This window comes from Duganella dendranthematis, assembly GCF_012849375.1.
GTDB lineage: Bacteria > Pseudomonadota > Gammaproteobacteria > Burkholderiales > Burkholderiaceae_D > Rugamonas > Rugamonas dendranthematis.
In genome coordinates, this window is sequence record NZ_CP051684.1 from 3,528,481 (window position 1) to 3,554,098 (window position 25,618).

At 63.3% G+C, this 25,618-nt stretch carries 20 protein-coding genes; 11 read left to right on the forward strand and 9 right to left on the reverse strand.

Going from position 1 to position 25,618, the window contains the following annotated elements; genetic code table 11:
* Nucleotides 1–154 precede the first annotated feature (154 nt).
* From HH213_RS16130 to HH213_RS16165, 8 genes are all read left to right on the forward strand, one after another.
* Nucleotides 155–1,573, forward strand: coding sequence for a DHA2 family efflux MFS transporter permease subunit (locus tag HH213_RS16130; RefSeq protein WP_169112880.1), 1,419 nt, complete (start codon nucleotides 155–157; stop codon nucleotides 1,571–1,573).
* A gap of 15 nt (nucleotides 1,574–1,588) precedes the next feature.
* Nucleotides 1,589–2,407: an HDOD domain-containing protein gene (locus tag HH213_RS16135; RefSeq protein ID WP_169112881.1), complete on the forward strand. Its 819-nt coding sequence runs from the start codon at nucleotides 1,589–1,591 to the stop codon at nucleotides 2,405–2,407.
* 90 nt (nucleotides 2,408–2,497) lie between these two features.
* Nucleotides 2,498–3,238: a FadR/GntR family transcriptional regulator gene (locus tag HH213_RS16140; RefSeq protein WP_110847308.1), complete on the forward strand. Its 741-nt coding sequence runs from the start codon at nucleotides 2,498–2,500 to the stop codon at nucleotides 3,236–3,238.
* Nucleotides 3,239–3,381: 143 nt separating this feature from the next.
* The gene (gene kdgD / locus HH213_RS16145) at nucleotides 3,382–4,293 is read left to right on the forward strand and encodes a 5-dehydro-4-deoxyglucarate dehydratase (protein WP_169112882.1); all 912 of its coding nucleotides are present in this window, start codon (nucleotides 3,382–3,384) and stop codon (nucleotides 4,291–4,293) included.
* 76 nt (nucleotides 4,294–4,369) lie between these two features.
* Complete coding sequence (locus HH213_RS16150; RefSeq protein ID WP_169112883.1) at nucleotides 4,370–5,947, forward strand: aldehyde dehydrogenase (NADP(+)); 1,578 nt, start codon at nucleotides 4,370–4,372, stop codon at nucleotides 5,945–5,947.
* Between the two features lies 1 nt (nucleotide 5,948).
* Nucleotides 5,949–6,827, forward strand: coding sequence for an SMP-30/gluconolactonase/LRE family protein (locus tag HH213_RS16155; protein WP_169112884.1), 879 nt, complete (start codon nucleotides 5,949–5,951; stop codon nucleotides 6,825–6,827).
* A gap of 83 nt (nucleotides 6,828–6,910) precedes the next feature.
* The gene (locus tag HH213_RS16160) at nucleotides 6,911–8,392 is read left to right on the forward strand and encodes a glycoside hydrolase family 43 protein (RefSeq protein ID WP_229263025.1); all 1,482 of its coding nucleotides are present in this window, start codon (nucleotides 6,911–6,913) and stop codon (nucleotides 8,390–8,392) included.
* Between the two features lie 74 nt (nucleotides 8,393–8,466).
* Nucleotides 8,467–8,691, forward strand: coding sequence for a hypothetical protein (locus tag HH213_RS16165; protein WP_146235919.1), 225 nt, complete (start codon nucleotides 8,467–8,469; stop codon nucleotides 8,689–8,691).
* A 228-nt stretch (nucleotides 8,692–8,919) separates the two neighbouring features.
* Here HH213_RS16165 and HH213_RS16170 read toward each other — a convergent pair whose 3' ends face one another.
* From HH213_RS16170 to HH213_RS16195, 6 genes are all read right to left on the reverse strand, one after another.
* Entirely contained in the window at nucleotides 8,920–10,404 is a 1,485-nt protein-coding gene (locus tag HH213_RS16170) for a pectinesterase family protein (RefSeq protein ID WP_217363442.1), read from the reverse strand.
* An 8-nt stretch (nucleotides 10,405–10,412) separates the two neighbouring features.
* Nucleotides 10,413–12,251, reverse strand: a complete 1,839-nt coding sequence (locus HH213_RS16175) for a glycoside hydrolase family 28 protein (RefSeq protein WP_169112886.1) — start codon at nucleotides 12,249–12,251, stop codon at nucleotides 10,413–10,415.
* Between the two features lie 10 nt (nucleotides 12,252–12,261).
* Nucleotides 12,262–14,877 (reverse strand): pectinesterase family protein, encoded by a 2,616-nt coding sequence (locus HH213_RS16180; RefSeq protein WP_229263026.1) that lies wholly within the window; start codon nucleotides 14,875–14,877, stop codon nucleotides 12,262–12,264.
* Nucleotides 14,874–15,686, reverse strand: a complete 813-nt coding sequence (locus HH213_RS16185) for a rhamnogalacturonan acetylesterase (RefSeq protein ID WP_169112887.1) — start codon at nucleotides 15,684–15,686, stop codon at nucleotides 14,874–14,876. Before HH213_RS16185 ends, HH213_RS16180 begins: the two co-directional genes overlap by 4 nt.
* Before the next feature lie 94 nt (nucleotides 15,687–15,780).
* Nucleotides 15,781–18,501, reverse strand: coding sequence for a TonB-dependent receptor plug domain-containing protein (locus HH213_RS16190; RefSeq protein WP_110847301.1), 2,721 nt, complete (start codon nucleotides 18,499–18,501; stop codon nucleotides 15,781–15,783).
* 219 nt (nucleotides 18,502–18,720) lie between these two features.
* Nucleotides 18,721–19,425 carry a FadR/GntR family transcriptional regulator gene (locus HH213_RS16195; RefSeq protein WP_110847300.1) on the reverse strand — a complete coding sequence of 235 codons (705 nt, stop codon included), beginning with the start codon at nucleotides 19,423–19,425 and terminating at the stop codon, nucleotides 18,721–18,723.
* 280 nt (nucleotides 19,426–19,705) lie between these two features.
* On the opposite strand from HH213_RS16195, the gene garD reads away from it, so the two are divergent.
* A complete protein-coding gene (garD, locus tag HH213_RS16200) occupies nucleotides 19,706–21,271 on the forward strand; it encodes a galactarate dehydratase (protein ID WP_169112888.1) in 1,566 nt (521 codons plus the stop codon).
* Nucleotides 21,272–21,294: 23 nt separating this feature from the next.
* Nucleotides 21,295–22,101, forward strand: a complete 807-nt coding sequence (locus HH213_RS16205) for an NAD-dependent epimerase/dehydratase family protein (protein ID WP_110847298.1) — start codon at nucleotides 21,295–21,297, stop codon at nucleotides 22,099–22,101.
* Here the strand turns inward: HH213_RS16205 and HH213_RS16210 are convergent.
* Nucleotides 22,089–22,991, reverse strand: coding sequence for a LysR family transcriptional regulator (locus HH213_RS16210; RefSeq protein ID WP_169112889.1), 903 nt, complete (start codon nucleotides 22,989–22,991; stop codon nucleotides 22,089–22,091). The two genes, HH213_RS16205 and HH213_RS16210, sit on opposite strands and share 13 nt — an antisense overlap.
* Nucleotides 22,992–23,093: 102 nt before the next feature.
* On the opposite strand from HH213_RS16210, the gene HH213_RS16215 reads away from it, so the two are divergent.
* Complete coding sequence (locus HH213_RS16215; RefSeq protein WP_110847296.1) at nucleotides 23,094–23,486, forward strand: RidA family protein; 393 nt, start codon at nucleotides 23,094–23,096, stop codon at nucleotides 23,484–23,486.
* Between the two features lie 12 nt (nucleotides 23,487–23,498).
* Here the strand turns inward: HH213_RS16215 and HH213_RS16220 are convergent, their stop codons facing one another.
* Both HH213_RS16220 and HH213_RS16225 read right to left on the reverse strand, forming a co-directional pair.
* Nucleotides 23,499–24,494, reverse strand: a complete 996-nt coding sequence (locus HH213_RS16220) for a GlxA family transcriptional regulator (protein ID WP_169112890.1) — start codon at nucleotides 24,492–24,494, stop codon at nucleotides 23,499–23,501.
* A complete protein-coding gene (locus tag HH213_RS16225; RefSeq protein WP_169112891.1) occupies nucleotides 24,491–25,558 on the reverse strand; it encodes a DJ-1/PfpI family protein in 1,068 nt (355 codons plus the stop codon). The genes HH213_RS16220 and HH213_RS16225 overlap by 4 nt, the downstream gene beginning before the upstream one ends.
* Nucleotides 25,559–25,618: the final 60 nt, after the last annotated feature.

Here is a 25,618-nt window from a genome sequence, read left to right on the forward strand (position 1 = left end):
GACAAAATGGCACGAGTGTTCGCATAATTCGTGGCTGGAATAACACACTTGCAAATGCGAAGCTACGCTAGCGTTTTGCAAGCCGTTGTGCGCGCACGCGGCACATGCGGCAGAATGTCGGGCATTGAATTCAATGCGGCAAAAAAGGCGGCTTATGCAAAGCAGTACGCAGTCGCCGGTCAACAGCAAGTGGATCGCCTTGCTGGTGGCCGGCGCGTTTTTTATGGAGAACCTGGACGGCACGGTGATCACCACGGCGGTGCCGGATATCGCGCACTCGTTCGGCGTGGCGCCGCTGGCGTTGAACATCGGCGTCAGCGCCTACTTGCTGACGCTGGGCGTGTTCATTCCGATCAGCGGCTGGGTGGCCGAGCGCTTCGGCGCGCGCCGCGTGTTTGCGGCGGCGCTGGCGATCTTCACGCTGGCGTCGGTGTTGTGCGGCATGGCCAACAGCCTGAGCGAATTCGTCTGGCTGCGCGTGCTGCAAGGCGTGGGCGGGGCGATGATGGTGCCGGTCGGCCGTCTCGTCGTGCTGAACAACACGCCGAAGGAAAAACTGATCTCGGTGATCGCCACGCTGACCTGGCCGGCGCTGGTGGCGCCGGTGCTGGGACCTCCGGTCGGCGGCTTCATCACCAGCTATGCATCGTGGCGCTGGATTTTTTATCTGAACCTGCCGCTGGGCGTGATCGCGCTGGTGCTGGCGTGGTGGCTGATTCCCGACCAGCGCGCCGCCGAGCCACGGCCGTTCGACTGGCCCGGCTTTCTGCTTAGCGGCAGCGCCTTGCTGTTGCTGACCTGGGGCGCGGAAGTGGTCGGCGGCCAGCATCCGGACTGGCGGGAGGCGGGCGCTTGCCTCGTCGCCGGCGCGCTGTTGCTGGCAGCTTTGGGCTGGCATCTGAAGCGCGCCGCGCACCCGCTGATCGACCTGTCGTCGCTGGCGATACCAACGTTCTCCATCACGATCATCGGCGGCTCGTTGTTCCGCATGGCGATTGGCGCCGTGCCGTTTTTGCTGCCACTGATGTTCCAGCTGGGCTTCGGCCTGGACGCCTTCCATTCCGGCCTGCTGGTGATCGCCGTCTTCGCCGGCAACCTGATGATGAAGCCGGCCACCACGCCTCTCATCCGCCGCTTCGGTTTCCGCCCGGTGATTCTGGTCAACGGCCTGGCCAATGTGACCACGCTGGCCGCCTGCGCCTTGCTGACCCCGGCCACGCCGGTGTGGGTGATCGCCGCCGTGCTGTTTGCTGGTGGCCTGACGCGTTCGATGCAGTTCAGCGCGCTCAACACGATAGCCTTCGCCGATGTGCCGCAGAAGCGTATGGCGGCCGCCAACACCTTGTTCAGCACCGCGTTCCAGGTGGCGCTGGGCCTCGGCGTGGCGCTGGGTGCGAGCGGCGTGCGCCTGGGCCATTGGAGCGCGCAGCAGCTCGGCATCGGCGACTGGACGGCCATCGATTACCGGCTGGCGTTCCTGCTGGTGGCGCTGGTCAGCCTGCTCGGTCTGGCCGATGCGTTGCGTCTTAGCCCCAACGCCGGCGAGCAAGTTGCAAGGGGCGCCGCCCGTTAAGGATATAATGTTTCCATGGAAAAACTGAAAGACTTCTCGCAGATCGTCGAGCAAGCCACACGCGGCGAGCTGGTGTTCCCCACCAGCGTCAACGCCGTGCTGCGCCTGCAACTGGCGCTGGCCGATCCCGATAGCGAGATGGACGAGGTGATCCGCAAGGTGCTGGCCGAGCCGCTGCTGGCGGCCCGCACTGTGGCGCTGGCCAATGCGGCGGTGTTCAACCGCAGCGGCACGCCGGTGACCAGCGTGCGCGCAGCGGTGCAGCGGGTCGGCTACCGCAACCTGTACACCATGGCGGCGGCGATGGTGGTGCGCCAGTTCGGCGCCCGCATCCGCGATCCCGAGCTGCGCCGGCAGGCCGATCAGCTGTGGCGCCACACGGCGCACGTGGCGGCGCTGGCGTATGTGATCGGCCGCAAGCTGACCTCCACCGATCCGGACACCGCGCTGTTTGCCGGCATCGTGCACGAGGCCGGGGGCTTTTACTTGCTGTCGCGCGCCGACGACATTCCCGGCCTGCTGGACGATCCTGCCGAGTGGATGGGCGCGGCGCAGGAAATCATCGCCCGCGAGATGATGAAGAAGATGAGCATTCCCGAGCCGGTCAGCCAGGCCATCGTGTCGCTGCGCGGGGCTACGCTGACGCCGCCGCCGCTGGGCCTGCGCGACACCTTGCTGATCGCCAAACGCCTGGCGCCGGTGCGCTCGCCGTTGGCGGCAGGGCAGGACAGTCCGTCGCTGACCGGTTTTATCGATGATAACGCGCTGCTCGACCAGATCCTGCTGGAATCGGCCGACGAAGCCGCCTCGATGAGCGCGGCGCTGCTGGTCTAAGCCCTAATTTGTGGCAAAAATGATGTTGTAGATATAATGCACGCGCCAATCCGTGTATCCTTATAGTCGTCATACAACAACTCAACCGCCATGAATCAGATCGCATCAGTCCCCGCCGCCGCATTGCCGAAGAAGAAGCACCGCAACCTCGCCCAGGGCGTGGTGGAGAGCTTCACCGGCAGCATCCAGGCCGGCACGCTGAAACCGGGCGAAAAACTGCCGACCGAGTCGGTCATCATGGAAATGCACGGCGTCAGCCGCACGGTGGTGCGCGAAGCCATTTCGCACCTGCAGGCCGCCGGCCTGGTGCAGACCCGCCACGGCATCGGCACCTTTGTGCTGGAGCCGCAGCCGACCAATATCTTTGCCGCCGACACCATCCGCACCATCGGCGACGTGCTGTCGATCCTGGAGCTGCGCATCAGCCTGGAGACCGAAGCCGCCTGGCTGGCCGCCAGCCGCCGCACCGACGAGCAGGTGACGCTGATGGACGCCGCGCTGAAGCGCATCGTCTCGGCGCCCAACCGCGCGGTGGCGGTGGAATCGGACAAGGCGTTCCACCTGCTGATCGCGCAGGCCACCGGCAACCGTTATTTTGTCGACATCCTTAGCGACTTGGGCAATACCATCATCCCGCGCGCGCGGCTGGATTCGGAGCAGCTGGCGCACGATGATCCGAAAGCCTACCAGGAGCGCGTCAACCGCGAGCATGACGATATTTACCATGCCATCCAGCGCAAGGATGCCGAAGCGGCGCGGGCCGCCATGCGCACCCACCTCAGCAACAGCCGCGAGCGCCTGCGTCGCGCGCAACAAGAGGTGAGCGCTTAGCACTGAAATAAGCAACAGCGCAGCAAGCGATTGACAGCTTTACGTGAAATCGCTTGCTTCGATCCAGATCTAGTTGTACGATGTCATACAACACGACGAGATATCGTTCCTCATTTCACCAGACGTTAATATTGGAGACTGTAATGCAACCGAATGACCTGAAAAAAATCCTTTCCTCCGGCCTGCTGTCGTTCCCTGTAACTGACTTCGACGCGGAAGGCAACTTCAACAAGTCGACCTATGTCAAACGTCTGGAATGGCTGGCCCCATACGGCGCGACCGCGCTGTTCGCCGCCGGCGGCACCGGCGAGTTCTTCTCGCTGACCCCACAGGAATATCCTGAAATCATCAAGACCGCCGTCGACACCTGCCGTGGCCAGGTGCCGATCCTGGCTGGCGTCGGTGGTCCGACCCGCGTGGCCGCTGCCTACGCTAAAGAAGCCGAGAAAGCCGGCGCGCAAGGCCTGCTGCTGCTGCCGCATTACCTGACCGAAGCGTCGCAAGATGGCCTGATCGAACACGTGGCGGAAGTCTGCAAAGCCACCAACCTGGGCGTAGTGGTCTACAACCGCGCCAATTGCCGCCTGAGCCCAACCTCGCTGGCGATCCTGGCCGACCGTTGCCCTAACCTGATCGGCTTCAAGGACGGTATCGGCGACATCGAACTGATGGTGTCGATCTGGCGCAAAATGGGCGACCGCTTCAGCTACCTGGGCGGCCTGCCAACCGCGGAAGTCTACGCCGCAGCCTACAAGGCACTGGGTACCCCGGTGTACTCCTCGGCCGTGTTCAACTTCATGCCGAAACTGGCGATGGACTTCTACCACGCCGTGGCGTCGGACAACCACGCCGAACAGAACCGCATGATCGACGAATTCTTCCTGCCATACCTGGACATCCGCAACCGTAAAGCCGGTTACGCCGTGTCGATCGTCAAGGCCGGCGCCAAGCTGGCGGGCTACGATGCCGGTCCGGTGCGCGCACCGCTGACCGACCTGACGGGCGAAGAAGTTGAAATGCTGCACAAGCTGATGCTCAAGCAGGGCGCGCAGTAATCGGCTAAGCTATAGCACAATAAGCAAAAATCAAAGCGCGGCTTCGTCCGCGCTTTTCACACATTAAGGAGTCACCATGCAAGTAGTTGGCGAAATGATTATCGGCCGCACCGCGGTTCAAGGCAAAGAAGGCACCGTCAAGGCCATCGATCCATCGCGTAACGTGGAAATCGAACCAGCGTTTGGCCTGGCCGGCGCTGCCGACCTGCAACGCGCTGCCGAACTGGCTGACAAGGCGTTCGACATCTACCGCGCCACCGGCCTGGAAGAGCGCGCCAAGTTCCTGGAAACCATCGCTGACCGCATCCTGGATCTGGGTCCGACCCTGATCGAGCGCGCGATGCAGGAAACCGGCCTGCCGCAAGCCCGCCTGGAAGGCGAGCGCGGCCGTACCGTCGGCCAACTGCGCCTGTTCGCCAAAGTAGTGCGCGAAGGCCGCTTCCAATCCGCCACGCTGGACAGCGCACTGCCAGACCGCGCACCGGCCCCACGTCCAGACCTGCGCCTGCGCAAGATCGGCCTGGGCCCGGTTGCCGTCTTCGGCGCCTCGAACTTCCCGCTGGCGTTCTCGGTGGCTGGTGGCGATACCGCCTCGGCACTGGCAGCCGGCTGTCCGGTCATCGTCAAAGCCCACTCGGCTCACTTGGGTACTTCGGAACTGGTCGGCAAGGCGGTCGCCAAAGCCGCTGAAGAGTGCAATATGCCGGAAGGCGTGTTCTCGATGCTGATCGGCTCGGGCCAGACCATCGGCCAGAACCTGGTGTCGCACCCAGCCATCAAGGCCGTGGGCTTCACCGGCTCGCGCGCCGGCGGTGTCGCGCTGATGCACACTGCGGCTGCCCGCAAGGAACCGATCCCTGTGTACGCAGAGATGAGCTCGATCAATCCGGTGTTCCTGCTGCCAGGCGCGCTGGACAATCCTAAGCTGCCACAACAGTTCGCTGATTCGCTGACGCTGGGCGCCGGCCAGTTCTGCACCAACCCAGGCCTGCTGATCGCGCTGAAATCCGACAAGCTGCAAGCATTCGTTGACGCCGCTGCCGGCACCATCGGCGCCAAGCCGTCGCAGACCATGCTGACCCCAGGCATACACAAAGCCTACACCAGCGGCGTGAAAGGCCTGGCTGGCGTGGATGGCGTCAAGCAAGTGGCGATCGGCCAGACCGGCGACCTGCCATGCGGCGCGCAAGCGTTCCTGTACCAGGTCGAGGCCAAGCGCTTCCTGACCGACACCGCGCTGGAAGGCGAAATCTTTGGCCCAACCTCGCTGCTGGTGGTGGCCGAGAACGAAGAAGAACTGCTGGCTGTGGCCGAGCACCTGGAAGGCCAGCTGACCGGCGCCGTTCACGCTACCGCCGACGACAAGGCGCTGGCCGCCAAGCTGCTGCCGGTGCTGGAGCGCAAAGTCGGCCGCATCCTGTTCAACGGCTTCGGCACCGGCGTGGAAGTGGCGTACGCCATGGTGCACGGCGGCCCGTTCCCGTCGACTTCGGACAGCCGTACGACCTCGGTTGGCGCCTCGGCCATCGATCGCTTCCTGCGTCCTGTGTCGTACCAGGATGTGCCAGCCTACCTGCTGCCGGAATCGCTGCAGGACGCCAACCCGCAGAACATCCCGCGCGTGGTGAACGGCGATCTGGTCTGGAACGGCTAAGGTGGAGCGCGTAAGCGGCGTTTCCTGCACGGTGGGCGAAAGCCCGACGTGGAGCGCGGCGGAATCGGCGTGGTACTGGGTCGATATTCCCGCCAAGCGCGTGTGGCGCATGGATGCATCCAGCGGCGCCACCCGCTATTGGGACACCGCCGAAATGGCCGCCTGCGTGGCGACCAAGGCCGGCGGCGGCCTGATTGCGGGCATGGAGACCGGCATCTTCAGCCTGGAGCTGGGCGAGGCGCAAGCCGCGTCCGCGTTCAAGCTGGCGACGCCCGCTTCGGGCCTGGGTGAAGGCATGCGTTTCAATGACGGTCGTTGCGACCGTCAGGGCCGTTTCTGGGCCGGCACCATGTTCATGGACATGGGCGCCGCCAAGGCGGTCGGGCAGCTGTATCGCTACGATGCGGGGCGCGGTATTTCGGCGCCGTTCGTATCCGAGCTGCTGACGCAGAACGGCACGGCGTTTTCGCCGGATGGCCGCATCATGTACCTGTCGGATTCGCATCCGCAACGGCGCATGGTGTGGGCCTTCGATTACGACATCGCCGTTGGCGTGCCAAGCAATCGCCGCGTGTTCGCCGATATGACGACCTATGCGGGCCGTCCGGACGGCGCGGCGGTCGATGCCGATGGCTGCTACTGGATCTGCGGTAACGACGGCGGCTGCGTGCTGCGCTTCACGCCGGACGGCAAGCTGGATCGCCGCATCGACGTGCCGATGCTCAAGCCATCCATGTGCGCCTTCGGCGGCAAGGATCTGGACACGCTGCTGGTCACCTCCATCGTCTCCGGCAAGCCCGAAGATGCGGAGTGGGGCGGGGCGGTGGCGCTGCTGCGTCCAGGTGTGAAAGGCGTTGCCGAAACGCCGTTTGGAGCATGATGATGGGGCGGATACTTTTGCGGTGTCTGCCCTTTTTCTTTGCGGCCCTGCTGGCCGCATGCGCGACCGGGCCGCGCGAAAATGTGTACACGAATCCCATTATCCACGCCGACTATTCGGACCCGGATGCGATCCGTGTCGGCGAGACGTATTACCTGGTTTCTTCCAGCTTCAATAACGCGCCGGGACTGCCGCTGTTGCAGTCGCCGGACATGGTCAACTGGACCCTTGTCGGCCACGCCCTGCCGCAGCTGGTGCCGCAGGAGGTTTTCGCCAAGCCGCAGCATGGCAAGGGCGTGTGGGCGCCGAGCCTGCGCTACCACGACGGCAAGTTCTGGATTTTCTATCCCGATCCCGATTTCGGCATCTACGTGATCACGGCGACGTCGTTCGCCGGTCCGTGGACCGCGCCGCATCTGCTGGCGGCCGGCAAAGGGCTGATCGATCCGACGCCGCTGTGGGACGATGACGGCCAGGCCTATCTGCTGCACGCGTGGGCGCGCAGTCGCGCCGGTTTCGCCAACGTGCTGACCTTGCGCCGCATGGCGCCGGACGCCAGCCGCCTGCTCGACGACAAGGGCACGGTGATCATCAACGGCGACAAGCTGCCGAAGTACACCACGCTGGAAGGGCCTAAGTTCTACAAGCGTGACGGCTACTACTACGTGTTTGCGCCGGCCGGCGGTGTGGAAACGGGCTGGCAGTCGGTGTTCCGCTCGCGCCGTATCGACGGGCCGTATGAGGACCGCATCGTGCTGGCGCAGGGCGGCTCGTCGGTCAACGGTCCGCATCAGGGCGCGTGGGTGCAGACGCCCCAAGGCGAGGACTGGTTCATCCACTTCCAGGACAAGCGCGCCTATGGCCGCGTGGTGCATCTGCAGCCGATGACGTGGCGCGATGGCTGGCCGCTGATCGGTGAAGACATCGGCGGCACGGCGGGCCAGCCGGTGCTGCGCTATCGCTTGCCGGTAAGCGGACAGGCAGTGGCAGCGCCGCCGACCAGTGATGAATTCAAAGGGCCTGCGCTCGGCCTGCAATGGCAGTGGAATGCGAACTGGCAGCCGTCGTGGTACGCGCTGGATGGCGGCAAGCTGCGCCTGTTTGCGCAGCCGCGTGACGGTAATTTGTGGGACGTGCCGTCGCTGCTGCTGCAAAAGCTGCCGGCCGAAACCTTCACCGTCGACACCAAACTGGATGCTGCCGGCCAGGCCGAAGGCGGCGTTGCGGGCCTGGTCATGTACGGCGCCGATTACGCCTGGCTGGGCACGCGCCGTCTCGACGGCCGCACCCAGCTGGCGCTGGTGAGCTGCTACCAGGCCGACGTCAAATGCCACGAGCAGCAGGAGGCGGGTGTTGAGCTGCCGTCGCCGCAGGTGTGGCTGCGCATGCAGGTGATCGCCGGCGGCGTCACGCAATTCTCGTACAGCGTGGACGGCAAGAAGTACACGCCGATCGGCGCCCAATTCACCGCCAAGATGGGCCGCTGGGTCGGCGCCCAGATGGGGCTCTTCAGCGCCGGCAACGGCGGCCACGCCGACATTGACTACTTCCGCGTCACGCCCTGATTCGTTTGGCCTGGATCAAACGACCGCAGCGCACCACCGCAGTATAATTTTCCCTCACCATGCGGAGGTGCATCATGCGAACCATGACGTTGAGTCTGCCAGAAGAAATTGACGACTTCCTTAATACTTTTGCTTGTGAACAGGGGATCAGCAAAGCAAGAGCCATGAAGGGGGCATTCTCGCTTCTGAAGATTGCCTACGACCAGAAGCAAAAAGGAGATGGTTCATCGCTGGGTTTGGTCCAGCGCATGCCTGACAATTCCTTGCGCGCTGTTGGTGTGGTGACAGGCGTACGATGAGTCCGCCGAGCGAACAAGAAGTCGATCTTTTTTCGTTTTACTTCACTAGCGGCACCAAGAAGTGATCACTGCTTCTTCAGTGAGCGCCTCATTCGGAGCGGCTTGCGCGGCGGCGGCAGACAATAACAGCACGGGCAGGAATCGCATGACTGGCCTCCTTGAGTGTAAGGCCAGTATATGCCAACGCCCACGCGCTGCGGTGGCGGCGATGCGACGCTCGTCAGCGCATCAATGCGGCGGCGCCCAGCCGCCCAGTACCCACGCTGGGTTGCTGTAGTTACGGATGGTGTCGGCATCGCGTTCCATCGACAGCTGGCGTGAGGCTGGATTGCGTTGGCTGACATCCACCGGCGTGCCGTCCGCATTGCGGCTGTTGAATTCCCAGAATCGCACGTTGGCCGCGTCGCCGTCGATCTGCCCCCAGCCGGCGGGACTGATGCCGCTCAGCGTGGCGTTGATCAGTACTGCTTCCGCATAAGGATAGTTGTTGCCCTTGTTGGCCGGCAGGCGCGCCAATTCAGTCGGTCCGGCAAGCGCGGTAAAGCGGCAGTCGACAAACACGTTGCCGTGATTGGTGGCCGGATTACGAATCCACATGAAGGCGTTGCGCGACTGGATGTCGCAGCGTTCAAAGAATGCCGGACCGCGGCCGAGGATCGTGTCGCCGTGACCGACCACTTTGACGTCGGGCAGATACGTGCTGCCGTTGACTTGCAAGGCGTCGCCGGAGCCGATGACGGTGGTGTTGGCGACGATGTTTTCCGAGCCGGTGATCAGCAGACCTTCGGCCTGGCCTTGTAGCGTGGTTTCCAGCGTCAGGTCGCGCAGGTGCACGCCTTTGACGTTATCCGCCGCGAACGCCGCACGACGCGACGGGAAGGTGCCCGGCTGCTCGTTGGTGCTGATGTTGGCCGGATGGGGATTGAATACCTCATTGTTCGCGTAGTGAATGCGGACCTTGTCGCGGTGTTCTCCCTGCACGGTGATGTTGGACTTGTTGCGGAAGTAGACGATCTCCTCGTAATCGCCACTGCGCACGAAAATGGTCACGCGTTTCGCTGGATGATCGGGCACGTAATCCAGCGCGCCTTGCACGGTGCTGAAGTCGCCCTTGCCGTCGGCGCTGACCACCACGCGCTGCGCGTCAGCCGCCGGGCCGCGTGGCTTGGTGCTGAACTCCCACGGCTTGATCGCGTGGCCGAACACCGCGTCGTCAATCTGCACGCGATAGCGCTTGCCGTAGTCGAGCAGGTTGTTATGCGGGTAGATGGTCGCGGTCTTGTCGCGTACGATCACAGGAAGGAAGTGGAAGCCGTCCGTAAAGCCGCCGATGATGGTGAGCTGGTATTTGCTGCCATCGCCTGGTTCTGCGCCGGCGGACGGTGTGCCGGCTTTGGTGTTGGCATTGGTTGCGCGCGGGCCGTCGGTGTAGACGTAGGGCGTGGCAAGGTAGGGCGCTGCCGGCAACTTGGTGCGTTCGGTGGGGCCGGCCGGGATGCTGAGATCCAGCGTGTCCACCAGCCGTCCGCTGGCGGTGTCGTAGATGCGGATCAGGCCCGCGCTGCCCAGCACCGGCGGCTGGTCGAAGCGTAGCGTCAAATGCGTGTCGGGATTGACTTGCCGCGCGCCGGCAGCGGGCAGCACGGTGGTTGCCGCGCCGCCCGGTGCAGCGGCGATCAAGGCCAGGGTGCAGAGCAGGCGCGGAATCATCATCGCACCTCTCAGGCTGACAGTACGGTGTTGTGCACCTTGTCGCCAATGGTCACATTCTTCAGCGTCATGTTCTTGACGTTGAAGAGGAACCATGGCGACGCGGTATTCACCGGCGTGCCGAAATCGCAATCGCTGATCGACACATTTGTCACCGGGAACACCGGCGGCATCGGCTGCGGACCGTTATAGTCCGACGCCACCGGCCCCAGAATCACAATCGCCTGGAAGCAGGATGCGGTCTTGCCGTCCTTGCTCACGTTGCTGGCCTTGACGTTGGAAATCTGGATGTTATCCACAATCGGCGGGCGAATGCGGACGTTGTCGCTGATCGGCGTGTAGTCGCAATCGAAGGTGACGATGGCGCCAGCCGCCGTGGCCACGGTCTTCGACTGGATCGGCGAACCTGGCAGCGATGCGTAAAACGACGGCGTAATCTGCACGCCATTCGGCACCGTGCAATCGCGCACGTAGAAATTGCGCAGGAAGCCGCCGCGATTCATATTGGTCTTCATGCGAATCGCCGTGTTGAGCGGATTGGTTTTCCAGTTGGCGTTTTCAAACACCAGCTTTTGCGCAAACACGTTCTGGATGCCGCCCGCCATCTCGCTGCCCAGCGTTACGCCGCCATGGCCGCTGTGCATGATGCAGTTCTGAATCACGATATTCTGCGAAGGACCGTACTGCGTATCCTGATCCTTGCCGGCCTTGATGGCGATGCAATCGTCGCCGGTGTCGAAGGTGCAGTCTTCCACCAGCACGTGATCGCACGCCTCCGGGTCGAAGCCGTCGCTGTTGGGACCGTGGCTGTGCATATACACCTTGCGGATCACCAGATTGCGGCAGTGGACCGGGTGGTGCTGCCAGAACGGCGTGTTCTGTACTTTGTACCCTTGCAGCAGGACGTTGGTGCAGCCGATAATCTGGATCATCGGCGCGCGCAGATAGTGACCGACGCCGAAGATACGCTTGGACAGCGCCACGCCGGCTTCCGACAGCGCCGGCAGGTACTGCGCATCGGCGCGCCACTTGTCGCCTTCACCTTGAATCAGCAGGCGTTCCGCCTCGGTCAGCGCTGGCGCAATGGTGGCCAGCGACTCCGCGTTGAGCGGATTGACGGTGTTCTCCGACATCTTGCCGGCCTTGAAGTTGGGCGTGGTGCCCTGGCCGATGGAGTTGATGGTTTTCTGCTTGCCCTTCCAGGTCCACCAAGAGTCGCCGGCGTCGTTGAACGGCACGCCGCCTTGACCATCCAGGATGGAGGTCCAGTCGTCACCGGTAAGGGCGATGTTGGTCTGGCCGTAGGCGTACACCAGCGGCGAATAGTTAAGACAGTCGTTACTCTGCCAGCGCGAGATGGTCAGCTTGCCGTTCTTGCCGCAGTCAATGTCGCCATACTTGGCGTAGTCCGCCGGATTCTGGCTAAAGTAGACATGCGCGCCTTTGGCCAGATGTACGTTCACATTCGACAGCAGCACGATCGGGCCGGCGCAGTACCAGTCGCCGGCAGGAATCAGCACGCGGCCGCCACCCGCCGCGTTGCAGGCTTTGATGGCAGCCTTGATGGCGGCGTAGCAGTCGGTGGCGCCTGCGGCCGGCGTGCCCAGGTCTTCCTGGTCTTCGTGCGAGATCCACGCCTTCACTTTGCTCAACTTGCACGGCTTGGCGCCGTAGGTGGTGATGTTGAAGTCCTTTTTGCGGAACACCAGCGGCTTGGATACGTGATCGATGATGCCTTGCGCCTGCAGCCACGGATCGGGCGCGGTGGCGGCGACGGCGGGGATGCTGAGCGTGACGCCAGCTGCCGGCAAGGCTTTCATTAAATTGCGGCGTTGGTTATTGATGGTCATGCTGTGTTCCTTATTCATCTGAATTATTGAACTCACCGAGGAAGATCTCTGGCGGCGAAGGCGGTTTGCTGTAGCCGAGATCCTTGACGGGATCAATGCCGGCGCTAATCAGGTTGTTCCAGTGGTCGTCCGAGTTGTACTGCGCCGGGCGGAAGGAGATCGTGCCTTTCTTGTTCCAGTCGGCCCACGGATGCTGACGGTTGATGTGCGCGCCGATGCGCGAATTCAGCACCACCATTTTTCCGACGGCTTCGAGCGAGACGCGCGCGATGGTGCCGGTTGGCGTCTTGTAGACGTTGACGGGACCATAGGTGCAGCGGTAGCCGTCCAACGCCAGCGGCGCATACGGCGTGCAGCGCGACCCGGCGAACCACTGGCGCAGCAGATAGAAGTCGCCGTTCTTCTTGCCCTCGTGGGTGAAACGGCAGTTGTCGAAGACGAAGCCATACTTGGTCTTCAGATAGGTATTCGGTGCGGCGGTGTAGGACACGCCACGGTCGCCCAATGTACGGATCTCGGTCTGGTAGAAATAGGCGGTACTGTCGCCGAAGATGAAATCGACGTCGCCTTCGATATACGATTTGTTGAAGAAGCTACGCACGGTGCTGCCGGTTTGCGGCGACTTCAGATACAGCGTGTCCTGGAAGCCGATCAGACGAATGTTTTCAAACTGCGCCTTGTCGGCGCTGTCCACGCTCAGCGCCAGCGCCTGGTGGTGGACGTTGTTGATGTTGGGGAGTTCTTCGGCGCGGGCGTTGCCGGTGTCTTTGTTGTAGCCGTTTTCAAATGTCAGGTTGCGCGCCTGGAAGCCGTTATTTTGCGTCCACACGGTTTGCGTGCCGAAGGTGCCGATCTGCGTGCGGTCCTTGATGGTGGCGTACATCGCCTGCACCGCCGGCGGGGCCTTGGCGAACTGCGGGCCGGCCACGGCGTCGTAGGCGGCGCCGGTCATCGAGGCTTCCAGCCTGGCGGTGATGCGCGTCGTCGCCGCGTCCTTGCCGTCGCCGTACAAAGTGATCGGCGCGGCGGAGGCGGGGACGTAGACCAACTCGGAATATACGCCGGGCTTCAACAGAATGTAGAGGCGCTTGCCCGCGCTGTCCAGCACCGCGCGGCTGACGGCTTCCTGCACCGTGTTGAAGGTACGGACGCCGTCTGCCTTGGCCGCTTTGTCGACGATGTAGTCGGGCGTGAAGACGGCGCCCTTGGCCAGCGGGTCGCTGAGCGGATCCCACGGGTCGATGCTTTCCTTGCCGGCCACACCGACGTATTTCAGCACTTCGCCGTATGAGAACTGCCTGGCTTGATCCTGCGTCAGCTGCGGACGTGTGCTGACCGCCGCGCTTTCCGGGAAGGGGACGAAGCGGCTGGCGCAGTTGCTGGTGTCGCCGCTGGCGATCGCATCGCCAGTGATGCGGGCGAATTCGATCTTGCGATCGGCTTTGCCGCTGATGCTGACGTCATGCAGGTGCGCCTGCACCGGGCGCTGTTCATCGTAGCCTTGCACCACCACGCGTCCAGGCGAAACGCTGTGCACATCGTCGAAGTCGATGTTGGTGAACACCGGTATTTGCGTGCCCTGTGCGTCCTTGGCGTAGCGGGTGCTGATGTCGATCGGCGTTTTTACGTCGCGCAGGCATACATTGCGATAGCTGACCTGGTCCACTACGCCGCCGCGCGATACATCGCTCTTGATGCGCAGGCCGGAAGTGGTGCCGTCCATGCTCAGGTCATCTACCAGCACATGCCGCACGCCGCCATTGGTCTCGCTGCCGATCGACATGCCATGGCCGCTGTAGAAGCGGTTATGCACGATCGAGATATTTTCGGTCGGGCCGTTGTTGCCGGCCTTGACGGCGACGTTGTCATCGCCGGTGCGGATATAACTGTAGGCGATAGTGACGTTGCGCGACGAGATAGGATCGATGCCGTCGGTGTTGCGCGCGTTGGCCGGCGTATCGATGCGCATGCCCCAGGCAGTAAAGCCATCCACCTTGTTCAGGGTGACGTGGAAGTTGGGCGAGTTGCGCAGCGTGATCTTGTGCAGCGTGATGTTCTGCGCGTTGGTGATTTCGATCAGGCGTGGTACGTTCTGGCGGGCGTCTTCCTTTTGTGCGCGACGCGCCAGTTGCCACCATGATTCTGTGCCGCCGTCGACTACGCGGCCGCCCTGGCCATCGATGACGCCTTCACCATAGATGCCGCTACCCTTGGCGTTGTCGATGGTGATGAAGGGTTTGCAGCCGCGTCCTTGCTTGTCGATGGTGCCGCAGGTGCCGGCGCCACGGTCATACAGTTTGGGATTGCTGCTGGCTTGCAGTGTGGCGCCGGCGTCCACCAGCAGGCTGACGCCACTGCGCAGCGTCAACGGACCGGCGACAAAGCGCTGCTTCTCGTTGCTGCCCGAAAGGCGCACGGCGCGGCCGGCGGGGCATTGGTCGATGGCCGCCTGGATGCGCGCAGTATCGTTGGTTGTCGCATCGGCGGCCGGGCCGGCGGTCAGCACAGTGCACGATGGCGGCGCGACAGGTTCGGTGACTTTGCGGCTGTCCTGCGCGTGCGCTGGTGCGCACAGTGCAGCGAGTAGCGAGAGGGGAACGAGGGAAACGAGGCGGCGCGCTATCACTGCTCGCTCTCCGGCTTGAACTGCCCGGCCAGATCCGGTACCGCGCGTTTGAGTTCATCCATCACCATGCGCGAGAAGTATGCCGAGCCTTTGACGCCGACGTGGGTGCGGTCGAATGCCGACTTGGCGGCGCCTGCCACTTCCACCTTGCCGGCGGCCGGCGCGACGCCGTAGTCGGCCGGACGCGGCACCATCGCCAGCGTGTCGGCTTCGTCCTGGCCCATGGCCTGCACCGCGGCGTAGCTTTCCGCATTGAGGTCCAGCAGCGGCACGTGCTGCGCGGCTGCGGTGGCGCGGATGACGTCCGCCCAGGGCGTCAGATTATTTTCCAGCACGCCGTCCTTGAAGGTGCGGCGGGTCAGCGGCGTGACCAGCACCGGCACGCCGCCCAGCGCTTTGACTTCCTGCGCGTAGCGCGTCATGTTGACCGGGAATTCGGTTTTCAGGTCGGTCGAGCGGCCCGGCTTGCCCGGCTGGTCGTTGTGACCGAACTGGATCAGCACATAGGTGGCGCGATAGGCGGCGGCGCCGCGCAGCAGGCCTTCCACTTCGTCCCAGCGGCCTTCGGCGCGGAAGCTGCCGGAGCTGCGGCCGCCCTTGGCCAGGTTGATACAGGTATTGGCGCGGTTGACGCGCGCGCAGAAGGCGTCGCCATAACCGCTTGTGTTGGCCATGGTGGAGTCGCCGACGAGAATGATGCGGACTGGTTTTGCCGGTGCTGGTGCTGGTGCTGGTGCGGGAGCGTCGGCGGCGTATGCGGCGCCGGCCAGCAGGAACAAGGTTGCGGCGGAGGAGGTGAGGAATTTCATGGTGCGATCCGAAAAAAAAAAGGGCGCCGGCCGTGATGCGGTCCGGCGCCCCATACTCAGGCGGAGTGACTCAGTTTATGCAGCCACGCTCTCATCAGAAAGTGTAGGTCATGCGTACGTTGTACGCGCGGCCGATGGCGCTGCCGGCGCTGCTCAGGTAACCATAGGTGTACAAGCTGCTGTTGGTGGCTGGTGGCGCCACGTTGAACAGATTGGTGATGCCGGCGGTAACCTGGATATTCTTAAAGCCGTTGTACGTGGTGGTTGCGTTCCACAGCTTGTAAGAATTGATGTTGCGCCAGTACTGCTTGGCCACCAGATTCTGGTCGGTGTACTTCGAGTTGTAGTTCTGGGTCAGCTGGCTGCTCCAGTTACCCGCAGCCCAATTCAGTTTCAGCGTGTGCTTCCAGCGGTAGGTGATGATCGGGAAGCTGGAAGTGGTGCCGTTGCTGGCCAGGCCGAACTGGCCGATGTTCGACACGTACGGGCTGCCGTTATACAGCTGGTTGTCGAACTGGGTCAGGTAGGTGCCATCGATCGCCACCTTGAAATCGCCGTAGGCGGTTTTCGGGAAGTTGTACGAACCCGAGACGTCCACGCCGGCAGCCTTCTGGCCACCCAGATTCATGATGGTGTTGTTGATGTAGTTGATGGTGCCGTCGGCGTTACGCACGAAGTACGAAGCGTATTTGACCGGGTCCAGGAAGTAGACCTGTTCTGGCAAGTTGGCCAGCATGTCGGTCATCTTGATGTTCCAGTAATCCAGCGAAACCATCGCGTTTTTCACCGGTTCCATCACCACGCCCAGCGTGAAGCCTTTGGACTTCTCTGGTTTCAGGCCGGCGTTGGAGCCGGTCTGTTTAGGCAGCGTGGTGTTGCAGACGGTCGACGCCACATAGCCTGGCAGCGCGGTGCCGGTGCCGGCCACGCCTGGCGTGCCGCCTGGGCACAGGACGGGATCATCCCACTTGGCGGCGGTCAGGCCGGTGGCGCCAGGTAGGCGATAGCCGTAGGCGTCGAACAGGGTCGGTGCGCGGAAGCCGGTGTTGGCCGAGCCGCGGAACATCAGCTGTTTCGATGGCTCCCAGCGGAAGCTGATTTTCGGATTGATGGTGTTACCGAAGTCGCTGAAATGGTCGTCCCGCACGGCGGCGTTCAGTTCCAGCGTTTTGGTGACCGGCACGTTGATCTCGGCGAACAGCGCGGCGACATTACGCTGACCTTCGCCATGCGATGGCGTGGCGTTGGCGTAGGTGACTTCGCCGCTGATCGGCAGCTTGGTGTCTTCGGTAGTGTCACGGTGCAGGTCCACGCCCACGGCCAGTGCCAGCGAACCGCCCGGCAGTTCCATCAGCGCGCGGCTGACGGTGGCGTCGACGCCGGTGAAGGTCGATTTCGAGTAGCGGTTTTTGGCGCCGTCGACGCTGATCGTGTCCAGGTAAGCCGCGCCATCGGCGTCTTGCAGGCCGAATGGATTCAGCTTGCCGTTTTTCAGACCGTCCAGCAGGCCCTGGCCTTTGTAGTAGCCGGAGTAGTAGTAGTTGCTGCGCTCGGAAACGCCGATCACCAGGCCGGCCTTGTAGTCCCAGCCTGCCATGGTGCCTTCGTCCACCACCGCGATGCGCTGGTTCAGCTGCACGTCCTTGGTGGTGGCCAGGCCGCCATCGGCCACTGCCCAGGTCACGGTCAGCGGTGCGTTGTTCAGGCCTGCCACGGCAGGCACGCCGCCGCTTTTGCCCGGGTACCATTTGCTGGTCGATGGCAGAATGGCGGCGACGCCATTGACGGCCAGCGCATTGGTCGGGTTCTTGGTGCCGAGGATGAATTCTTCGCCACGCGAGTAATCGATGGAGATGACGTGGTCTTCGCTCAGCTGCTTGGCGGCGCGGGTGTAGAAGGTGACCTGCTGGTTGGCGTACAGCGCCGTGCCGTACTCGTTGTTATCCAGTACGCAGGTACCTTTCTGGCCGACGATCGAGTACGGCGCCAGGCAGCCACTGGCCGCATAGGGGTTCTGTGCGGTTTTGTTGGTCGGCGTGGTGAAGTTGGCCGGCGTGGCGTTGCCGCCGGTGCCGAGCGATGGCGCGCGACCCAGTGCCGTCAGCATTGCGGCGGTGCTCAGGTAGGCGCGGTCTTCGGAACCCAGGCGGGTGCGCTGGTGCGCGTCTAGCGTGGCATAGAAGCTCCAGCCGTCGCGTTGCAGATTGCCTTTGCCCCAGGTGACCGTGGCGCGCTGCTCGTCGCCGCCGCCTTTTTTCTCAGGCTGCACGGCTTGCGCCGTCAGTTGCAGGCCTTCGTACTGGGTCTTGGTGATGAAGTTGACCACGCCGCCGATGGCGTCGGAGCCGTAGATCGAGGACGCGCCGTCGCGCAGGATCTCGACGCGGGCCAGGGCGCTCATCGGAATCACGTCCAGATTGGCGTAGCCGTCGGAGATCGCTTCGTTGGCCAGGCGGCGGCCGTTCAGCAGCACCAGCGTGCGGTTCACGCCCAGGCCGCGCAGATTGATGTTGGTGCCGGAGCCGGCGTTCGACGGCGCCAGCGACGCCGATTGCGGCAGCGCCATCATCACGTCGGCGAGGGTGGTCATGCCTTGCTTGACCAGGTCTTCGGCCTTGATGGTGCTGACGGGCAGCGAGGCTTCATTGGCCACGCGCTTGATGCTCGAACCGGTCACTTCGACGCGGGTCATCGGGCCTTCGCCGCCGTCCTGGGCGTAGGCGGTATTGGTCAGGGTGAGGACGGCCAGACTGATTGCGGTGAGCAGCAGGCGCGGTTGGGCGGAACGGTTCTGGACCGGTTTCTCGGACTTCATGGTGTTGTCTCCTTCGTCTCTTGAATAAAGTTATACGCAGCGCTGAACAGCGCCTGCGTGAGTGGAGCACCTCGCGTACTCCGTGCCGCTGTGACGAGGGCCGCTGTGCAGGGTGCAGAGGGGAGGCCGAGGTCAAGCCGGTCGATAACTTGATTACTTTTTGCGCGGCCGGCTTCGAGGCCGGACCTGCGTTACTACGGGTGTTGTGGTTCTGTTCTGTTATCCGCGCGAGAAAGTGCGGGTCACGCGTTCCAGGTGGGCGCGCATGGCTTTGCGCGCCGCCGCCGGATCGTGGTCGGCAATCGCCTCCAGGATGCGGCGATGGTCTTTCAGCGTTTCCTGGCGCAGTTCCTCGGTCTGGAAGTGTTCTTTCAGCTTGTGCCACAGGCGGCCGCGCTGGTCCCACAAATAGGTCAGCGATCCGACCAGCGCGCTGTTGCCGGTGGCGCGCGCAATGGCCAGGTGGAAGTTGCGGTCGGCCTGCTCGTTGCTGGAATAGTTGTCGTGGTTCTTTTCCATCTCCACCACCGCTTGCAGGATGGCGTCGATGGCGCTGTCGGTGGCCACGCGGGCGGCGATGGCGGCGATCTCGGATTCGATCAGGCGGCGCGCGGACAGCACTTCAAATGGACCGGGACCGGCTTCCGGCAGATCGCTGTCGGCCGGCTCGGGCACCTCGCTGACGTAGACGCCGGAACCGCCGCGTACTTCGATCACGCCGCCCAGTTCCAGCGCGATCAGCGCTTCGCGCAGCGAGGCGCGGCTGACACTGAGCTTGGTGGCCAGGTCGCGTTCCGACGGCAGGCGTTCGCCGGGGGCGATGTGTTCATTGCGGATGAGTTCCTGGATGCGGTCCGCCACCACGCGATAGAGGCGTGGCTCGTGAGCGGAGTTCTCGACAGGAAGAACGGTCTTTTTCAACATTGCTTGTCTCGTGTGTATGCGTGGCTTATTGATTTGCCATCTGGTCAGGCCATTCTAAGGTGGTCAGACCAAATGCGCAATGTGGACTAGCCAAATTTATTTTATACTGGCATACTGAATTCATCGAGCGACCGTCCGGCCCCTGTGTTTAATAGGCAAAACCCTAGGAAACATGCGGTATCCAGACTGTGGCGTGCAGGCCACAACCCACCAGCTGGCCGGCCAATAACAGAAGTGGTCAGACCACTTTACGAGACCAAAAAACAACGTAGGAAAGCCCATGACCACACCGACGAGCGCCGCCAATACGCCGCGCTACATTCTCATGCACGACAACGATAACGTTGCGATTGTCGTCAACGACGGCGGTCTGGCCGCCGGCGCCGTGTTCCCGAATGGCTTGACGCTGCTGGAAGCGGTCCCGCAAGGCCACAAGGTGGCGCTGCGCGACCTGGCCAAGGGCGACCGCGTGATCCGCTACAACGTCACCATCGGTTTCGCCGCGAAGGACCTGCCGGCCGGCAGCTGGCTGGCCGAACACAATGTCGAGATGCCGGCCGCGCGCGAGCTGGAAGGCCTGCCGATCGCCACCATCAAGCCGCCGCCAATGGACCCGCTGGAAGGCTACACCTTCCAGGGATTCCGCAATCCGGACGGCAGCGTCGGCACGCGTAACATCCTGGCCATCACCACCACCGTGCAGTGCGTGTCGGGCGTGGTGGAATTTGCGGTGGAGCGGATCAAGAGCGAGCTGCTGCCGAAGTACCCCAACGTCGACGACGTGGTGGGCCTGGAGCACACCTACGGCTGCGGCGTGGCGATTGACGCGCCGGGCGCGCCGATCCCGATCCGCACCATCCGTAACATCGCGTTGAACCCGAACTTCGGCGGCCAGGCCATGGTGGTCAGCCTCGGTTGCGAAAAACTGCAGCCGACGCGCTTGTTCCCGAAAGGTTCGATCCCGATCCAGAACGCCGGCGGCGCCGATCCTGGCCTGGTCTGTCTGCAGGATGCGCAGCACGTCGGTTTCATGTCGATGATCGATTCGATCATGAAGCAGGCCGAGAGAAACCTGGCGGAGCTGAACAAGCGCCAGCGCGAAACCGTGCCGGCTTCGGAGCTGGTGGTGGGCGTGCAATGCGGCGGCAGCGATGCCTTCTCCGGCGTGACCGCCAATCCGGCTGTGGGCTTTGCCACCGATTTGCTGGTGCGCGCCGGCGCCACCGTGATGTTCTCGGAAGTGACCGAAGTTCGCGACGGCATCGACCAACTGACTTCGCGCGCCACCACGCCGGAAGTGGCCGAGGCCATGATCCGCGAAATGGCCTGGTACGACGCTTACCTGACGCGCGGCGGCGTTGACCGTAGCGCCAACACCACGCCGGGCAACAAGAAGGGCGGCCTGTCGAACATCGTCGAAAAAGCCATGGGCTCGATCGTCAAGTCGGGCAGTTCGCCAATTTCGGGTGTACTGTCGCCAGGCGAGAAGCTGACGCAGAAAGGCCTGATCTACGCCGCCACACCGGCCAGCGATTTCATTTGCGGCACGCTGCAACTGGCGGCCGGCATGAACCTGCACGTGTTCACCACCGGCCGCGGCACGCCGTACGGCCTGGCCGAAGTGCCGGTGATTAAAGTCGCCACCCGCAACGACCTGGCCAACCGCTGGCATGATCTGATGGACATCAACGCCGGCCGCATCGCCAGCGGCGAAGCCACCATCGCCGATGTCGGCTGGGAGCTGTTCCAGATGCTGCTGGACGTCGCCAGCGGCAAAGAGACGTGGGCCGAAAAATGGAAGCTGCATAATGCACTGGTGCTGTTCAACCCGGCCCCAGTGACGTAAAAAAATAAATAACGGAGACAAGCATGGCAAAACCATTCAAACGACTGCTGCTGACCGGCGCCGCCGGCGGCCTCGGTAAAGTGCTGCGCGACCGCATCAAGCCGTGGGCTGATGTGGTGGTGCTGTCGGACATCGCCGATCTGGGCGAAGCGCGCGAGGGCGAGGAAATCGTCGTCTGCGACCTGGGCGACAAAGCGGCCGTCATGAAGATGATGGAAGGCGTGGAGGCGGTGCTGCACTTCGGCGGCATCTCGACCGAGAACACCTTCGAGAACATCCTGCACGCGAACATCCTCGGCACCGCCAATATCTACGAGGCGGCGCACAAGCTGGGCGTCAAGCGCATCGTGTTCGCCAGCTCGAATCACACGGTGGGCTTCTATCGCAACACCGACTACATCGACGCCACCGCGCCGACGCGTCCCGATTCGTTCTATGGCGTCAGCAAATGCTTCGGCGAACAGTTGGCCAGCTATTACTGGGACCGCACCGGCCTGGAGACCGTGAGCCTGCGCATCGGCTCCTCCTTCCCGGAACCGAAGGACCGCCGCATGATGGTCACCTGGCTGAGTTACGACGATCTGGTGGAAGCATTGCGCCAGTCGCTGTTCGCGACGCGCGTGGGCTTCACCATTTTGTTCGGCATGTCGAACAACGATGTAGCGTGGTGGGACAACAGCAAGGCGGCGCATCTGGGCTACAAGCCGAAGGACAGCTCGTCGCAGTTTGACGCCAGCTTCCCGGACAGCGGCCAGTATCCGGACCAGAATGCATCCGTGACTTACCACGGCGGCGCGTTTGCGCTGGCCGAAGTACGCTACAAGGATTGACGTGCCAATTCCTCGACCCACGCGATGAACACCCGCAGCCTGGCGCTGAGATGACGGTTCTGCGGATAGGCGAGGTATAACGGCATCGGGGCGAGCTGCCACTCTTCGAACAGGGGAGTCAGCTCGCCTTTTTTTACGTGCGGTTCCGCCATGTAGCGCGGCGCCCACAGCACGCCCATGCCGGCCACGCCGGCGGCCATGTAGGCATTGCCGTCGTCGGCTGCGACGACGTAGCGGCCTTTCAGTTCCAGCGATTCGTCTCCGCGCCGTATTTTTATCTCGGCGATGGTGCCGCTGGCCGAGCGCAGAAAACCGACGATGCGGTGTGGCTCGTCCTCCAGTTCACGTGGGTGTTCTGGTGTCCCCATCGCCTTCAGATAGGCTGGCGCCGCGTAGGCGCCCAGCTGCAGGTCGGCCACATGCCGCGCCACCAGCGATGGCACGGTGACCTCGCCGCCGCGGATCACGCAATCGACGTTCTCGCCGATGACATCGACATTGCGGTCGCTGACGCCCATGGCAATCTGGATCTCCGGATAGCGCTGGTGGAACGCGGGCAGCGCCGGCATCAGGATCAGTCGCGCGAAAGGGCTGGGTACATCGATGCGCAGGCGCCCGCGCGGCGCCGCCTGTTCGCCGGCCAGCACGTCATCCGCATCCTGCAAGTCGCCGAGTACAGTAGAAACGCGCTCATAGTAGGCCGCGCCTTCCGGCGTCACCTTCACCTGGCGGGTCGTGCGGTGGAGCAGCTTGACCTGCAAGCGTGCCTCCAGCTGCTGCACTAATTGCGATACTGTGGTTTTGCTCATATGGAGCGTCTGCGCGGCCTTGGTAAAGCTGCCGGCTTCCACTACGCGCACGAAGGCCAGCAGAGTGTCGAATCGGTCCATGGGATTGTGTAGAAATCGCAAACAGTCATTGTACGTCCTGCGTGTTTATCGGGCGGCGCCCTGGTTGTAGAGTGGTGGTGTTACTTATTCAGGGAGTTCATCATGACTGTTCGCGACGTTGTATTTCCACCCGGCCGCCAGGCGCTGTATGAGCGGAACCGTTATTCGCCGGCGATCCGTTCCAATGGCCTGCTGTTCGTCTCCGGGCAAGTGGGCAGCCGGCCGGATGGCTCGCCGGAGCCGGAACTGGAGGCGCAGGTTCGGCTGGCGTTTCAGAATCTGAACGATATCCTGGCGGAGGCTGGCCTGACCTTTGACGATGTGATCGACGTGACGGTGTTCATGGTCGATCCGGCTTCCACGTTCGAACGCGCATGGCCCATTGTGCAGGAGTTCTGGGGCGAGGCGCCGCATCCAACCTTGACCGGCGTTGGCGTCACCTGGCTGTATGGCTTTGATTTCGAGATCAAGGTAATCGCGGCCTTGAAAGCGTGACGGCCTGGCCGCTCAAGCGGTAGCTGCGCCGTGGCTGGAAAACCGGCTGCGGTACTGTCCGGGGCTGACACCCAGCTGGCGCTGAAACACGCGCCGCAAATTCTGTTCTTCTACATAGCCTGTGTTGGACGCGATGGTTTTCAGCGGCAGCGCCGTCTTTTCCAATGCGCGGCAGGCGGCTTCCAGCCGCATCGCTTCTACCATCTTGGCCGGTGTGCGTCCCAGCTGGCTGGCGTAACTGCGGGCGAAGGTGCGCGGCGTCATGCCGGCTTGTTCGGCCAGACGTTCCACGGTAAGGTTCTCGTGCAGGTTAGCGGCCACCCAGGTGTGCAGGGCGTCAAAACGTCCGCCTTCCTGTGACTGCGCGGCCAGCGGCACGCTGAATTGCGACTGGCCGCCGGAACGCTTGATGAACATGACCATCTGCCGCGCGGTTTCGATGGCGACCTGGTGGCCGTAGTCTTCTTCGATCAGCGCCAGGGTCAGGTCGATGCCGGCGCTGACGCCGGCCGAGGTCCATACCGCACCGTCCTTGATGAAGATTTTGTCGGCGTCGATATCGACTTGCGGATGCAGTTTGCGCAAGCGGTCCACCCATTCCCAATGCGTGGCGGCGCGCTTGCCTAGCAGTTGTCCGGCTGCGGCCAGCAGGAAGGCACCGGTGCACACGGAGCATAGCCGCCGCACGCGCGGCGCCTGCTGCGCGATCCAGTTGACCAGCGCCGATGGCGCGTGGAATTCCTGGCCCTTGCAGCCGCCTGGCGCGATCAGCGTGTCGATGGGCTGGCCGTCCACGGCGGCGATGGATACTGTCATCACCGGCAGTCCGGCGCTGGTGGTGATCAAGCCGCCGCTGGCGGAAGCGACGATGGTTTCGTACAGCGGCGTGCCGCTGCCGCTATGGCGCTTGCTGGCGGTGGACAGCGCTTGCAGCGGGCCGCTCAGGTCCAGCAGGTTCATGTCGTCATAGGCCAGCAGGACGACGCGCAGGGTGGTGTGGGCTTTCATCGGTAGGAAGGATACTCCAGTTCCAGCGCGACCAGGAAGGCGGTGCGGTGGCCGTAGCGCTGCGCCAGTTCTTCCAGTGTGCGGTCCAGCGCTTGTCCCGGGAGGGCAGCGGCGGTTGTCGGCAGCGCTGGCGGCGCATCGGCGTCGGTGGCGGCGTAATCGGGCAGGATGGTCAGGCCGTGCTGCGTCGGCAACGCGCTGGTGGAGTCGGCAATCGTGTAGACCTGGCTGCGCTTGGAACGCGCCCACGCGTCGGCTGTGAAAGCCAGCGTGACTTCATCCACGCCTGGCGCGACGGTGATGCCGATCCGCTCGGCCGAGTGGAACCACTGATTGGTGTAGCCGGTGATGTAGGCGCCCAGATTGACGCCCAGCCGTGGATGGAAGATGTCGCTGTTGTGCGTCGTACTCCAGTCGGTGACGCCGATGTCGCGGGCCACGGCGCTGGCGCGCGCGTTGCCGGCGATGGCTTCCACCAGCGCCAGTGCGGTCGGCATGGCAGCGCTGACGCCGGCGCTGGAAATGACGCGGCCGTCGGCAACGTAACGCACGTTGGACAGCCATTCCGTGTCGGGATAATGCTCGCGGCGATAATCGCCGGTGGCCCAGTGCGCAGTGGCGCGGCGGCCCTTGAACAAGCCAGCATTGGCGACTACCAGCGCGCCGTCGCAGATGCTGACGATGGTGGCGCCCTTGGCGCCTTGCGCCGCCACCCAGGCCACCAGCGTGGCGTCGTTTGGCTTGACGACGGCCGGCACGATGACGTAGTCGGCGCCGTCGGGGAAGCGAGCGTCGAAGGTGGTTATGGTGTCTTGCGCCTGAATGCGCAGCGCGGGCTTCATCGTCATCGGGCCTGGCTGCGTGGCGACGGCGATGACCTGTGCGGCGCCTGAGCGCGCCAGCACGCCATAGGGAATCGCGAAGTCGGTCAGCTCGGTGCCGCCGTTGTAGCCGACCACGGCGATGACCGGCTGCGCGCGCGCATGCGGGTTGGAATAGGTTGGAATATCGCCGGCGACGGCGAGACGGCAGAACAGCAGGAGGGAGAGGAGTAATGATCGCATGTGGCCATTATCTTCACGCTCCCGTGCTGCGGAATGACATAAAACAGTCAATTCCTGCCA